This window comes from Burkholderia sp. HI2761, from assembly GCF_002223355.1.
In the GTDB taxonomy this organism is placed as follows: domain Bacteria; phylum Pseudomonadota; class Gammaproteobacteria; order Burkholderiales; family Burkholderiaceae; genus Burkholderia.
This window is the reverse complement of record NZ_NKFN01000007.1, coordinates 1553762-1567365: the sequence shown is the minus strand read 5'-3', so window position 1 is coordinate 1567365 and position 13604 is coordinate 1553762. Positions and strand designations below refer to the sequence as shown.

Annotated in this window: 11 protein-coding genes; 7 read left to right on the top strand and 4 right to left on the bottom strand. The window is 65.7% G+C overall.

The genetic code is table 11. From position 1 onward, the window contains the following. Positions 1-24: 24 nt before the first annotated feature. The 4 genes from CFB46_RS24715 to CFB46_RS36060 form a co-directional block, all read right to left on the bottom strand. Positions 25-1026 (bottom strand): transglutaminase family protein, encoded by a 1002-nt coding sequence (locus CFB46_RS24715; protein ID WP_089501592.1) that lies wholly within the window; start codon positions 1024-1026, stop codon positions 25-27. 8 nt (positions 1027-1034) lie between these two features. Then, a complete protein-coding gene (locus CFB46_RS24710; RefSeq protein ID WP_027782780.1) occupies positions 1035-1976 on the bottom strand; it encodes an alpha-E domain-containing protein in 942 nt (313 codons plus the stop codon). Between the two features lie 64 nt (positions 1977-2040). Next, positions 2041-3456, bottom strand: a complete 1416-nt coding sequence (locus CFB46_RS24705) for a circularly permuted type 2 ATP-grasp protein (RefSeq protein ID WP_027782779.1) — start codon at positions 3454-3456, stop codon at positions 2041-2043. Continuing rightward, the gene (locus CFB46_RS36060; protein ID WP_179235112.1) at positions 3440-3688 is read right to left on the bottom strand and encodes a hypothetical protein; all 249 of its coding nucleotides are present in this window, start codon (positions 3686-3688) and stop codon (positions 3440-3442) included. Before CFB46_RS36060 ends, CFB46_RS24705 begins: the two co-directional genes overlap by 17 nt. A 353-nt stretch (positions 3689-4041) precedes the next feature. Here CFB46_RS36060 and CFB46_RS24695 point away from each other — a divergent pair, with 353 nt between their 5' ends. The 7 genes from CFB46_RS24695 (at position 4042) to CFB46_RS24665 (ending at position 13505) form a co-directional block, all read left to right on the top strand. After that, positions 4042-5037: a LysR substrate-binding domain-containing protein gene (locus CFB46_RS24695; RefSeq protein ID WP_089501590.1), complete on the top strand. Its 996-nt coding sequence runs from the start codon at positions 4042-4044 to the stop codon at positions 5035-5037. A 633-nt stretch (positions 5038-5670) separates the two neighbouring features. After that, entirely contained in the window at positions 5671-6096 is a 426-nt protein-coding gene (locus CFB46_RS24690; protein ID WP_089502334.1) for a hypothetical protein, read from the top strand. 62 nt (positions 6097-6158) lie between these two features. Next, complete coding sequence (locus tag CFB46_RS24685; protein WP_089501589.1) at positions 6159-6917, top strand: hypothetical protein; 759 nt, start codon at positions 6159-6161, stop codon at positions 6915-6917. 104 nt (positions 6918-7021) lie between these two features. After that, complete coding sequence (gene pgaA / locus CFB46_RS24680) at positions 7022-9664, top strand: poly-beta-1,6 N-acetyl-D-glucosamine export porin PgaA (RefSeq protein WP_089501588.1); 2643 nt, start codon at positions 7022-7024, stop codon at positions 9662-9664. Positions 9665-9677: 13 nt separating this feature from the next. Next, entirely contained in the window at positions 9678-11771 is a 2094-nt protein-coding gene (gene pgaB / locus CFB46_RS24675; protein WP_089501587.1) for a poly-beta-1,6-N-acetyl-D-glucosamine N-deacetylase PgaB, read from the top strand. Next, positions 11768-13039 carry a poly-beta-1,6-N-acetyl-D-glucosamine synthase gene (pgaC, locus tag CFB46_RS24670; protein ID WP_027782773.1) on the top strand — a complete coding sequence of 424 codons (1272 nt, stop codon included), beginning with the start codon at positions 11768-11770 and terminating at the stop codon, positions 13037-13039. Before pgaB ends, pgaC begins: the two co-directional genes overlap by 4 nt. Further along, positions 13017-13505 (top strand): biofilm PGA synthesis auxiliary protein PgaD, encoded by a 489-nt coding sequence (locus CFB46_RS24665; RefSeq protein ID WP_027782772.1) that lies wholly within the window; start codon positions 13017-13019, stop codon positions 13503-13505. The genes pgaC and CFB46_RS24665 overlap by 23 nt, the downstream gene beginning before the upstream one ends. The last annotated feature ends 99 nt before the right edge of the window (positions 13506-13604 follow it).

Here is a 13604-nt window from a genome sequence, read left to right as displayed (position 1 = left end):
GATTCGGCGAAAACGCGCGCCAGGTCAGACGAATTCCGGCGTCTGCACGACGCTGATCTCGACACCGACGGCCGTCGCGCCGAGCCCCGTTACCGGCTGCGCGTCGCGATGGTCGAGGCCGACCGCGATGCGCACGTAGCGTTCGTCCGGACAACGGTTCATGAACGGGTCGAAGCCGACCCAGCCGAGCCCTTCGACGTAGGCCTCGGCCCATGCATGGCCGGCCGGCTGCTGCGTCAGCGTGGCGGCTTGCGGCTGCGCGCCGAGCGCCGCCTGCGACTGCCCCTGCGATTGCGATTGCGATTGCAACTGCGACTGCATGGCATGCGACGCGCCGAGCGCCTGCTGCATGCCGTCGCCGCTCTGCAGCGCGAGCGCTTCCTCGTCCTCGACGTCGCCCGCATGCTGTTTCGCATCGGCGATGCGCTGCATCGCGCTGTCGGCCAGCACGTAGCCCGAGATGTAGCGCGCGGGGATCTTCAGCACGCGCGCGGCCGCGATGAACGCGTGTGCATGGTCGCGGCTCGTGCCCTCGCCGCTTTGCAGCGCGGTTTCCGCATCGACGGCGGGGTCGGCGGCCAGGTTCGGCGCGTACGCGATGCGGCCGTGCACTTCCGTCATCAGCCAGTGCAATGCGTCCAGTCCGAGCGGCTCGATGGGCAGTGCGTCGGTCAGCGCGCGCACGGTGTCGCCCGCCTTCGTGAGCGCGGTCTCGCGCTCGAAGACCCACGGCGGCGCATAGCCTTCGGAATGCCCGAGAATGCCCGCGCGGTCCTGCGTCTCGACGACGCCGGCCGCCACGACGACGATCTCCGCCTTCGCGCCGCGATCGTGGCGCACGAGGTCGATCCGGTTGCCGAGCCCGTCGGCGTAAGACAGCGTCGGCTCGACGCCGTCGATCGTGACCTGCCACGCGCGCACCGTCTGCCCGGGGCCCGACTGCGGGCGCAGCCGCAACCGTTGCAGTGCATGGGTGGCCTGATCGTCGAACTGGTAACGCGAAATGTGTCGGATGGCGAGTCGCATGGCAAGCCTCAGTCGAAGTTGTAAGCCTGGGCGATTTCGAGCCCGAGGCTGTTGTTGCGGCCGATGAAGTCGGTCAGGAACTCGTGCAGGCCGCTCTTGAAGATCCGCTCGACCGAGGTATCGGACAGCATTTGCAGGATCTTCGTGGCCGTGTCGTGACACGGGTGTGTCACGCCGTAATCCTTCGCGAGCAGGTTCAGGCTCGACACGACGCGCCCGTAGCAATAGCGCAGCGAACGCGGCATGCGGCCGTTCAGGATCAGGTAGTCGGCAATGTTCATCGGCTTGTACTGCACGTCGTACACCCAGCGGTACGAACGGTGCGCGGCCACGCAGCGCAGGATCGTCTCCCATTGGTAGTTGTCGAGGATCGTGCCGACGTGCGATACCGACGGCAGCAGCAGGTGGTATTTCACGTCGATGATCCGCGCGGTGTTGTCCGCGCGTTCGATGAACGCGCCGATCTGCGCGAAATCGAAGATCTCGTTGCGCAGCATCGTGCTGTAGAAGCTGCCGAGAATCAGCGCGGTTTCGCGCTTCACTTCGTCGAGCACGGCCGGCAGCTCGCTTTCCGGCACCGGCTGCGCCAGCGCGCGGCGCAGCGCGAGCCACGCGCCGTTCACGCTTTCCCACGCCTCGCGCGTGAGCGCCGTGCGCACCATCCGTGCGTTCGAGCGCGCCGCCTCGATGCACGACAGCACGCTCGACGGATTGTCGCGGTCGCGCAGCAGATAGTCGGTTACGGTATCGGCCGCATACGCGTCGTATTTCTGCCGGTAGCCGTCGTCCGCGCCCGAGCTGACGAGCACCGACGACCATTCGGCCGGCGCGTCGGCCGTGCGCGTGAGCGCCATCCGCAGCCCGGCATCGACGATGCGCGCGATGTTCTCCGCGCGCTCGATATAGCGGTACATCCAGAAGAGACCGCTTGCAGTACGTCCCAGAAGCATCTCGTGTCCACTCCGTCTTCGTTCGGTTCGCGCGCCGGCTCCGGCGCGCGCGGTCGTGCCCGGCTCAGTCGGCCAGCACCCAGGTGTCCTTGGTGCCGCCGCCCTGGCTCGAGTTGACGACGAGCGATCCTTCCTTCAGCGCGACGCGCGTGAGCCCGCCCGGCGTGATGCGGATGCGGTCCGACACCAGCACGAACGGACGCAGGTCGACGTGGCGCGGCGCGAGGCCGGCGTCGGTCAGGATCGGCGTGGTGGACAGCGCGAGCGTCGGTTGCGCGATGTAGTTCGCGGGACGTGCGCGCAGCTTCGCGGAAAACGCCTCGAGTTCGGCCTTCGACGCGCACGGCCCGACCAGCATCCCGTAGCCGCCCGAGCCGTGCACCTCCTTCACGACCAGTTCGTCGAGATGCTCGAGCACGTACTTCAGGCTGTCGGCCTCGCCGCAGCGCCAGGTCGGCACGTTCTCCAGCAGCGCCTTGCGGCCCGTGTAGAACTCGACGATCTCCGGCATGTACGAGTAGATCGCCTTGTCGTCGGCGATGCCGGTGCCGGGCGCATTCGCGATCGTGATGTTGCCCGCGCGGTACACGTCCATGATGCCCGCCACGCCGAGCACCGAATCCGGGCGAAACGTGAGCGGATCGAGGAACGCGTCGTCGACGCGGCGGTACAGCACGTCGATCGGCCGGAAGCCTTCGGTCGTGCGCATCGCGACGCGGCCGTCGATCACCTGCAGGTCGCTGCCCTCGACGAGGTGTACGCCCATCTGGTCGGCGAGGAACGAATGTTCGTAGTACGCCGAATTGTGGATGCCGGGCGTGAGCACCGCGATGGTCGGATTGTCGGCGTTGCCGCCCGGCGGGCACACGGCCGCGAGCGACTGGCGCAGCATCTGCGGATAGGTTTCGACCGGGCGCACCTTCACCTGCTGGAACAGCTCGGGGAAGAGCTGCATCATCGTCTCGCGGTTTTCCAGCATGTACGACACGCCGGACGGCGTGCGCGCGTTGTCTTCCAGCACGTAGAACGCATTCTCGCCGGTGCGCACGATGTCGACGCCGATGATGTGCGTGTAAACGTTGCCGGGCGGCCGGAAGTCGATCATCTCGGGGATGAACGCCTCGTTGTGCGCGATCAGGTGCTTCGGCACGATGCCCGCGCGCACGATTTCCTGGCGGTGGTAGATGTCGTCGAGGAACGCGTTCAGCGCCATCACGCGCTGCTCGATGCCGAGCGACAGCCGGCTCCATTCCGCCCCCGAGATGATGCGCGGGACGATGTCGAACGGAATCAGCCGCTCGGCGGCCTCCGCGTCGCCATAGACGGCGAACGTGATGCCCGTCTTGCGGAACACGCCTTCCGCGTCGTGGGCCTTCTGGGCGAGGCTCGCAGGGTTCTGCGTGTCGAGCCATTGCTTCAGGCGCGCGTAAGGCGCCCTTACCATGTCGCCGGATTGCAGCATTTCATCGAATGGCTTCATCGATCTTTTCTCCATCGATCGTTTTCCCGGCATTGCGCATGCCGGACCGGCGTACTGAATGCTTTGCAAGGAACGTGCCTTGCTCGATCCCCTCGATATCCCCCCTGTTTTGCGCCGCCCAGGCATGCCCGCGCGGCATTGCGCACCACAACGGTGCAACGCGCGCCGCAACGGGCGCTTGCGGTGCGCCGCGAACGCGCACGGCCGATGCTGCGCCGCGTCCAGCGAACATAGTTCTCCCGCGTGTCACGTATGTGCAATCTGCACTGCACCAAAAGCGGCGAGCCCGAGCTCCCGGAATGGCCATGAACGGGCGGGCCGGCACACACACGGCGCAGCCGGCCCTGGGGGAAGTGCCGTCCCGGCCGGTCGGAACAGTCCGACGCGATGAACTGTCCGGTTAACCAGTACGGCCCCTCAACGCTATGTAGCCGTAATCCCGCCGACAATGCCCATGCATATTTCGACTGACACCGATCGAAAAAAAACATCGGCCCGAGCGGCGCGAGGCGCGGTACGCTAGAACGTTGGTGCAGCGGACGGCGCCGCCTTTCCGGCGCCCGACTATAAAAAGCGAAGATCGAAATGGAAGCAAAGTGGCTGGAAGATTTCCTGAGCCTTGCGGATACCAAGAGCTTTTCCCGGGCCGCGCGTCACCGGCACCTGACGCAGTCGGCGTTCAGCAGGCGAATCGCCGCCCTCGAAACCTGGATGGACGCGAAGCTGGTGGACCGGAGCATCAATCCGATCGCGCTGACGCCCGCCGGCCAGATGTTCCGCGGGCTCGCCGCGGACATCCTGCGCAGCATGTATGCGGCGCGCAATCTCGTGAACGGTTATGACCAGTTCGCGGCGAGCGACCAGGTCGTGCGCTTCGCCGTCGCGCATACGCTCGTGTTCACGCTGTTTCCCGAATGGCTCAAGCAGCTCAACGACGAGGTCGGCCACGTCACCGCGCGCGTCAATGCGGTGAACGTGCCGGAAGGCGTGCAGCAACTGGTCGAAGGCGAATGCGACCTGCTGCTCGGCTATCACCATCCGCAGTTGCCGATCGTGCTCGACCCGAACCACTTCCCGTTCGTCAGCCTCGGCGTCGAGCGGATCCTGCCCGTGTCGTCGCCCGACGCGCGCGGCAAGCCGGTATTCCAGCTGCCCGGCACGCCCGACGCGCCGTTGCCGCTGCTCGCGTATTCGTCGGGCGCCTTTCTCGGCAACATCGTCGAGATGCTGCTGCTGAATGCGACCGAACCGTATGTCCTGCACCGGTGTTTCGAGACGCACATGTCCGAAGCGCTGAAGGGCATGGTCGTGGCAGGGCACGGCATCGGCTGGCTGCCGGAAAGCTGCGTCGCGAAGGAGCTCGCGGACGGCACGCTCGTGTGCGCGGGCACGGGCGACTGGATCACCGAACTCGAAATCCGCCTGTACCGATCGGCGCGCAAGCGCGGGCTCGCGGCCGAGCAGCTGTGGGTCTACATCATGAACCGGCCGCGCACGGCGATCGACGGTGCGATCGGCCATGAAGAGGCGGCCGCGCCCGCCATGCGCAGCGCGCGGCGAAGCGCGGGCGGCAGCCGCTGACCGAGCGTTCGCGCCGTGGACGTCCACGGCGCGCATGGGCGGTCTTTCAAACTGCAATCGAACATCCCGTCCCACTCCGTGAAACCGCTCCCCGTCTGTAATCGATCTCGATAAAACGCAAACGTTTGCGTATTCATGTCGTATTTTTTACTGTTTTCCGTATCAGGTAAGAACATTCAGCCCGCTTTTCCGGGCAGAAATACCTTGTTACACAAGTTTCGATTTACCTGTAACTGTCGGAATGCCTAAAAACGTCGCACCCTCATTTCATGATGTGCGATCTGTATCCCGATTTTGATTGCTTCGCGTCGAATACAGGCGCAATAGTTTCTTTTCTCAGTCGTTATTTTTCGGCACGAACGTCGATACCTCCGATGTGATTCAAAGCGTGCTCGATCATCGCTACCGATGAGCAATTTTCATGTTCGGCAATATCGACTTTATTCTGCATTAAGCGATCCTCACCAATCCCTCCTTATCCTATTTAAATAGGATCTTTCACCCTCGTCCCATTCGGGCCACACGCGGTTGTTGGTTCAAAAACCATCGTGTATCAATAGCGTGTCGCAAAAGAACGTTGGCAAATTCGACTCGGAATCGATGCGCGTCATCGACTCCGAACGGGAGATGGAAATGTCACCCTCGCTTCGACAGCATGCTCGCCCTTTCCTGAGCGTCGCGCTCTCCGTGCTCTGCATGAACGCCATGGCCCAGACACCGGCGGCCTCGTCGCCGGCGTCCGGGCCGGGGGCAAACCGGTACATGATTTCGTATATCTGCGGCGATGCGCGGATCGACGGTACCGCGCCGCTTCCCCCGGACGGACGCCCGTACAACCTCGGCGTGTCTTTCTTGTCCGGGAGCACCGGGCAGCCGCTCTCCAACGTACAGGTGCGCCTGCGCCGGCACGGGCGCGTGCTCGTCGAATTCAATGCATCGGGATCGCGCTGCCTGTTCAGCGTGCCGGATGCGAGCTATCGGGTCGAAGGAATCTACCAGGGCGCCACCCAGTTCGCGATCGTCGAGACCGGGACGCTCACGACGCAGTTGCGATGGTGAACGTCGCGCCGCCCCGCATCGATCACGTCATTCGTGGAACGCATCGAATCAAGGAGTCTTGAATGCCCCGTGCAGAACGACCGGACGACTCGCCCGCCCGCCAACCGAAACCCTCGTGGGGTCCGGGAAAGAATGCGGCGCTCAGCATCGCCGCGTTTGCCGCGATCTTCGGTGCTTTCGCGTATGTCGAGCGAGACGCGAGGGTCGGCCATGCGAGCGTGACGCACGATGTCGCCGGCGTGATCGGCAACGCCGTCGGCAAGTACCGCGAGTTCATCGTCGCGGCGACGGGCGGCGCGTCCCGCGCAGCGGCGCCGGCCGGTTCGACGTCGACGGTCGCGCAGGCCGCGCCGGTTCCGCCATCTGCATCGGCTGCGCCCGCGATGTCGGCCGCCGCCGAACCGGCCGCGCCGCCGCTTGCGACGGCCCATTCCGACACGAAACACACGCGCCGCGCGCATGTGCCCGCGACGAAGCTCGCGGCCGACCCGCACGCCGCGTCGGCCGGCAGTCGTACGGCGCGCCCCGGCGATGCGCATCGGACGTCACGTTCGCAGGCGCTGGCGCGCACGAGAAAACACCCCGACCCCGTGCCGAGACAGCAACCGCAATCGTATCTCGCCGGCACGTCGCACATGGAGGCTGCCAGCGTCACGCACGATGAACTGGAAGGCGCCCGCGCTCTGGCCAAGGCGCGCTGGTGCGCACAGATCGACGAATGGAGCTGTGTAGAACAAAACGCGAGCCGCGCACTCGCCATCGACCCGAAGAACAGCGAATCGCGCGCGCTGCTCGGACAAGCGATCCGCAACCGCCTGTGAACCGGTCGGAGGGCACCGGGCATCGCTGCCCGGTGGTACGACGGCCGGCGACGAGCGTCGTCGGGCGTGCAACCGATGTGATCGTTTCAAAGTGAGGACACACCGTGGCCAACAATCGTCAACAACAATGCACCACCGTCACTCCGTCGAATCGGCGGATCCTCCTGCATGCACCGCTGCTGTGCCTGCTCGTCGCGTCCGGCTCCTGCCTTGCCGGCGAAGGCGACGCGGACCCGCGCGGCACGAGCGAAATCGCCGGATCCCGCGGCGCGCCGGATGCGCTGCCACCCGACCTGCCGCCGATGGGCGCGGCGATGCAGGCCGCCCAGGGTTCGGCCGGGCAGCCCCCTCATGCGCCGACGCCGATCGCTCGGGCCTCGGATGCGTCGATGCAGATCGCACAAGGATCGAACCCGGCGATGCCGACCACGGTCGTCGTGGATCCCGATGCTCCGCAGCCGAGTGCCGCGGCGCCGGGGGCAACGTCGTCGAATGCACCTGCAGCGGTCACGCATGCGTCGAATCAACCGATGCTGCTTGCCCAGGCATTCGACACCTCGCCGCCCGATACGTCTGCGCCGCGCGCGCGAAGGTCCGATGCACCGCAGCAGCTCGCCCAGACCGCGATCACTGCACCGCCGGCTACGCCCACGACGCCGACGCTCACCGCGCAGGCATCCGGCACGCCGATGCCGAATTCGCCCACACCCGCGACCGGGACGCCCGGCTCGCAACCGCCGTCGTCCCAGCAACCGACTTCACAGTCACCCGGTGCGCAACTTCCCGGTGAGCCGACCCAACGATCGCAGGGACCCGACGTCGAAGTACCGAACGCGCAGGCGCCGAATCTCCGCACGGCCGATGTCCCGACGGTGCGCAACGACGTGTTCGGCCTCGCGGCGAGCGGCGGCGCGGTCAAGGCGCTCGACGAAGCGAAGGCCCGGCCCGACGCCTTCTGCGCCGTCGACATCGCGCAACTGGAAGAACTGTCGATTCGCCAGCAGGTGCGCGGCGGACGCGACAAGTCGCGTTCGATGACGAGTGCGGACCGCTTCGACGGAATCGACAGCGCGCTGCATGCGGCCGACGACCTCGACAAGCGGATGCCGGCCACGCCGGAGTACACGCCGGTCCGCACCGCACTCGCGGGCGACCGGGTAGTCGCCCTCGCGGCACGCGGCGACATGAAAACGGCGGTCGCGACGTTCGAGACGATTCCGTCCAACGCGGAAATCTCGATCGACGCGCTGGCGGCCGTCGGCGACGCATACCTGTATCTGAGCGAACCGGCCAAGGCGAACGCCGTGTACGCCCGCGCGCTGCAGCAAGCCACCGCGTCGCCGACCGATCGCGCGACCCGCGGCTTCCAGTACGGCTCCCGCACGCGTCCGATCGAACTGCAGGAAGGACTGTTCTGGTCGTACGTCGACCAGGGCCGCGCGGCGCAAGCGAAGCAGGTGCTCGACGAGATGGAGAAGTCGCTGCCGCCGGCCAAGCAAGTGACCAACGTCGGTCCGGGAGAAAGCGATTACCTGCGCTACTACCGGCTGCGTGCGCAGTACCTGATCTTCACGGGTCACGTCAACGAAGGGATCACCGCGCTCGAACAGCTCGAGAAACAGGTACCGTTCAACGCGGAGATCCGCGCCGCGCACGCCGACGCGGTGTCGGGCCAGTCACATCCGCGCCAGGCGATCTCGATGTATCGCGCGTCGCTGACCGATCACCCGGACAGCGTCGAGATGCTCGCCGGCCTCGGTCGCGCGTCGCTCACCTCGGACGATTACGCGACCGCGAAGACCGTCGACCAGACGCTGGGCAACACGTTCCCCGATAGCGGCGCCGTGCGCGGCTTCAAACGCGACTACAACGCATACCGCAGCCCGGTGTTCACGACCGACCTGAGCTTCGAGCACGGCAACAGCGCACTGGCCGACAACAGCTTCACGTCGGACAGCTATGTGTATTCGCAACCGTTCGGCGACAACTGGCGCGTGTTTTCGCACACGTTCTACGGTTTCGCGCAGACCGACGGCGGCCACCTCAGCCGCACGCGCACGGGCATCGGCGGCGACTACCGGCACGGGCCGCTCACCGTGCTGGGCGAAGTCACGCGCTCGATGGGCTCGGACGGCCGAACCGGCGGCCGCGGGACGATCGCGTACGCGCTGAACGACTACTGGACGGTCAGCGCCGGGCTCGACACCAACGACAACTCGCTGCCGTGGAAGGCGTATGCCGCGCACATCTGGGGCCGCTCCGCGAACGTCGAGGTCGTGTATCGCCAGAACGACCGACGCGAGGTCAAGCTGAGCTACGGCGTGAGCCGCTACAGCGATTCGAACCTGCACCAGGAGATCGCGGCGACCGCCACGCAGCGCGTGTACACGTCCGCGAACCAGCTCGTGAACGTGTCGCTGAATCTCGGTACCGACAGCAACACGCGCCACGACGCGCCCTACTTCAGCCCCGGTCGCGATTACGCGGCCGCCGCGACCGTCATGCATCAGTTGACGCTGTGGAAGAAGGGCGACATGGGGCTGCAACAGCGCGTGTCGGTGTCCGGCGGCGTGTACAACGAGCGCGGCTTCGGCACCAGCCCGCTGTGGAGCGCGCGCCTCGAGCACGCGTGGACGTTCAAGCACGACATCACGCTGAGCTACGGCGTCGAGATCAGCAGCCACGCGTACGACGGCCAGCGCGAGCGCTCCGAAACCGGCTTCCTGTCGCTCAACCTGCCGTTTTAGCAAGGAGCTCTGAATGCAAACCAGACGGACCTTCATGTGCGGATGCCTCGGCACGTTTGCCGCCTGTTCGCTATTCCCGGGCGTGACCAATGCCCGGATGATCGACCTGCTGCCGCCGTCCGATCCGGCCGACGGCAAGACGTTTCGCGTGATCTGCATGCACGACGTGCGCGACAACCTGATGGCGTCGTTTTCGTCGCCGACGGCGATAATCGATCCGTTCGCGGTCGATACCGGCACGCTGACCGCGATCTTCTCGTGGCTGCAGACCAACAACTACCACACCATCACGGTCAAGCAGATCGAGGAGTCGCGCCACGGCGGCAAGCCGCTGCCGCCGCGCTCGGTGCTGCTCACGTTCGACGACGGCTTCCGCAGCCACTACACGAAAGTGCTGCCGCTGCTCGAGCGCTTCAAGTATCCGGCCGTGATGGGCCTCGTCACCGCGTGGATCGACACACCGGCGGATACGCCGATCCGCATCAGCGACAAGGTTCAGGTGCCGCGCGACTACTTCCTGTCATGGGACGAGGTGAAGAAGCTCGGCCAGTCGGAATTCGTCGAACTCGGCTGCCACACCCACAACCTCCATCATGGCGCGATCGCGAATCCGCAAGGCAACGAATTGCCGGCAACCACGTCGCATCTCTACCTGCAAGACCAGAAACGCTATGAAACCGACGCCGAATTCCACGCACGCGTGCACGACGACCTGCAGACTTGCGTGCGGCAGATCCGCGAACGCACCGGTCTCGTCGCACGCTCGATGGTGTGGCCATACGGCGCGGAAAACCAGCCCGTGCGCCAGATATCGACATCGCTCGGCATGGACATCCAGTTCAGCCTCGATGCCGGCCCGAATACGCCGGACGTGCCGCTCGACCGGCTGAGACGGATCCTGATGATGTACGACGTCGATATCGGCGGGTTCGAGCGCTCGATGCGCGAGCCGGCGTCCAATCGCGGCGACGTCGACGTGCCCGAGCGCACCGTGCAGGTGGATCTCGACCAGGTCTACGACCCCGATCCCGCGCGGCAGGAAGCGAATCTCGGCAAGCTGATCGAGCGCATCTACCGGATGCAGCCGAAATCGGTGTACCTGCAGGCGTATGCGGACCCGAAGGGGACGGGCGTGGCCGAAGCGGTGTACTTCCCGAACCGGCACCTGCCGATGCGCTCCGACCTGTTCTCGCGTGCCGCGTGGCAGCTCAATACGCGCTCCAACGTGCAGGTGTACGCATGGATGCCGGTGCTCGCGTTCCGGCCGCCGGCCGACAAGCAGCGCGCGCTCGAGGCCGTCAGCGCATACGGCGGCGCGCCGGCCCGCGAGAACGGCACGCGGGTGTTCCGGCTGAGCCCCTTCGATCCCGATGCGCGGCTGATGATCCAGCAGATCTACGAGGATCTCAGCAAGCACGCGTCGTTCAGCGGCATCCTGTTCAGCGACGACGCCGTGCTCGACGATTACGAGGATGCGGGCCGGCATGCGCTGCGCACCTATTCGCAATGGGGGCTGCCGGCCGACGTCGGCAAGATCCGCGAGAGTCCCGACCTGATGAAGCGCTGGACGCGGCAGAAGACGCGCTACCTGATCGACATGACCCGGCAGCTCGCCCAGATCGTGCTGGCCCACCAGAACGTCGGTGACGTGCTGACCGCGCGCAACATCTTCGCGATGCCGGTGCTCAAGCCCGAATCGGAAGCGTGGTATGCACAGAACTACGACGATTTCCTCGCGGCCTACGACTACGTCGCGCTGATGGCGATGCCGTACATGGAGCAGGCGAAGGATCCGGAAGGCTGGCTGGACCAGCTCGTGAAAGCGGTGCGCACGAAGCAGCGCGGGCTGCAGCGCACCGTGTTCGAACTGCAGTCGTACGACTGGCACGCGCACAAGGACGTGCCGGCCAGCACGCTGCTTGCGCAGATGCGGCGGCTGCGCAGCGAGGGCGCCGTGAATTTCGGCTACTACCCCGACAACTTCCTGAACGGCCAGCCGGAGCTCGACGCGATGCGTGACGTGATGTCGCTGAAGTCGCGCCTCGACCCCACCTCGATCAACGCGCTGATGCAGATGCAGCAATCGCCGGGAACCAAGACGCCATGAACACCCACAGCCTCATCCAGCGCCTGCAGGATTTCGTCTTCTACTATCCGTTCTTCATGTCGTATCTGTGGATGATCGGCGGTGTCGTGCACTACTTCCTGCTCGAGGAGGGCCGCGAGCTGTCGATGCGCACGATCGCGTCGAGCGGCATCCCGAAGGTCTCGATCGTCGTGCCCTGCTTCAACGAAGCCGCGAACGCGCGCAGCGTGATCACCCATCTGAACGGGATGCAGTATCCGAACTACGACATCATCGCGGTCAACGACGGCAGCAAGGATCGCACCGGCGACATCCTCAACGAGCTGGCCGTCGAGATCCCGCGGCTGCTCGTGATCCATCATGCGCGCAACGAGGGCAAGGCGGTCGGACTCACGACCGCGGCCGCGGTATCCAACGCGGAATACCTGCTGTGCATCGACGGCGACGCGCTGCTCGCGCACGACGCGATCGGCTGGATGCTCGAGCACTTCCTGACCGATCCGGGCGTCGGCGCGGTGACCGGCAATCCGCGCATCCGCACGCGCACGTCGCTGCTCGGCCGCATGCAGGTCGGCGAATTCTCGTCGATCGTGGGGCTGATCAAGCGCACGCAGCAGGTGTACGGCCGCATCTTCACGGTGTCGGGCGTGATCACGATGTTCCGCAAGACCGCGCTCGCCGACGTCGGCTACTGGAGCTCGGACATGCTGACCGAGGACATCGACATCAGCTGGAAGCTGCAGTGCCGCGACTGGCGCGTCGTGTACGAGCCGCACGCGCTCAGCTGGATCCTGATGCCCGAGACGATCAAGGGGCTCTACCGGCAGCGGCTGCGCTGGTCCAAGGGCGGCATCCAGGTGCTGCTCAAGTACGCGGGCACGTTGATGCGGCCCACGCAGATGATGATGTGGCCGCTGTTCGCCGAATACCTGATCGGCATCGCGTGGGCGTACTCGATGTCGTTCATCCTGCTGCTCGCGCTGATCGACGTCGTCTACCCGCTTCCGCCGAACTGGCATGTGTCCGTGGTGCCGCACTGGCACGGGATGCTGCTGGTCGCGACCTGCATCCTGCAACTGATCATCGGCAGCATGATCGATCGTCAATACGACGAGAAACTCCTGATGTACTTCCTTGACACCATCTGGTACCCCGTCGCGTTCTGGCTGATCAGCATGATCACCACCGTCGTCGCCCTGCCCGCCGTCGTACTGCGGGGCCGCGGCAAACGCGCCGTTTGGGTCAGTCCCGACCGAGGCATTCAACATGAAGAACGCGCCGATTATTGACCTTTCCCTGCGCGCACCGCGCGACATGATCGCCGAACGCGGCGGTATCGTCGGGCCCGTGCTCGTCGCGTGGTTCCGCCTCGTGCGGCCCGCGCTGGTCGGGGGTGTATGGGCATCGATCTGCATCTACACGTACCGCTATCTGTTGCCGTTCAACGAGGCCGAGATGCCGATCGAGCAGATCGTGTTCTACGTGACGAGCATCGCGCTGATCGCCGGCACGATCGTCATGTGGCTGATCGCGGGACGCGTCGTGCATCCATTCGCGTACCGGTTGCGCGTGTCGAAGATGCTGCGGCGCTCGGCCAGCGTGAAGGTGCGCTCGGTGCCGCCGAACGCCGTCGCGAGCGCACGCCGGCGCGGCGCGCGGCGCACGACGCGCATTCTCGTCGCATCGCACGATGCGAACGGGTCGATTTCGGGCATCGAATGGGTCGCGCACGCCGGGCCGCAGCCCCGCGAATGAATCGCCGAAGACGTGCCGCGCCGCGCGCGACGCTTGGCCGCGCGGCGTGGCACCGCTTCTGACATCGGGCTGCCGCGCGTCGCGCGCCAGCCGGCAACT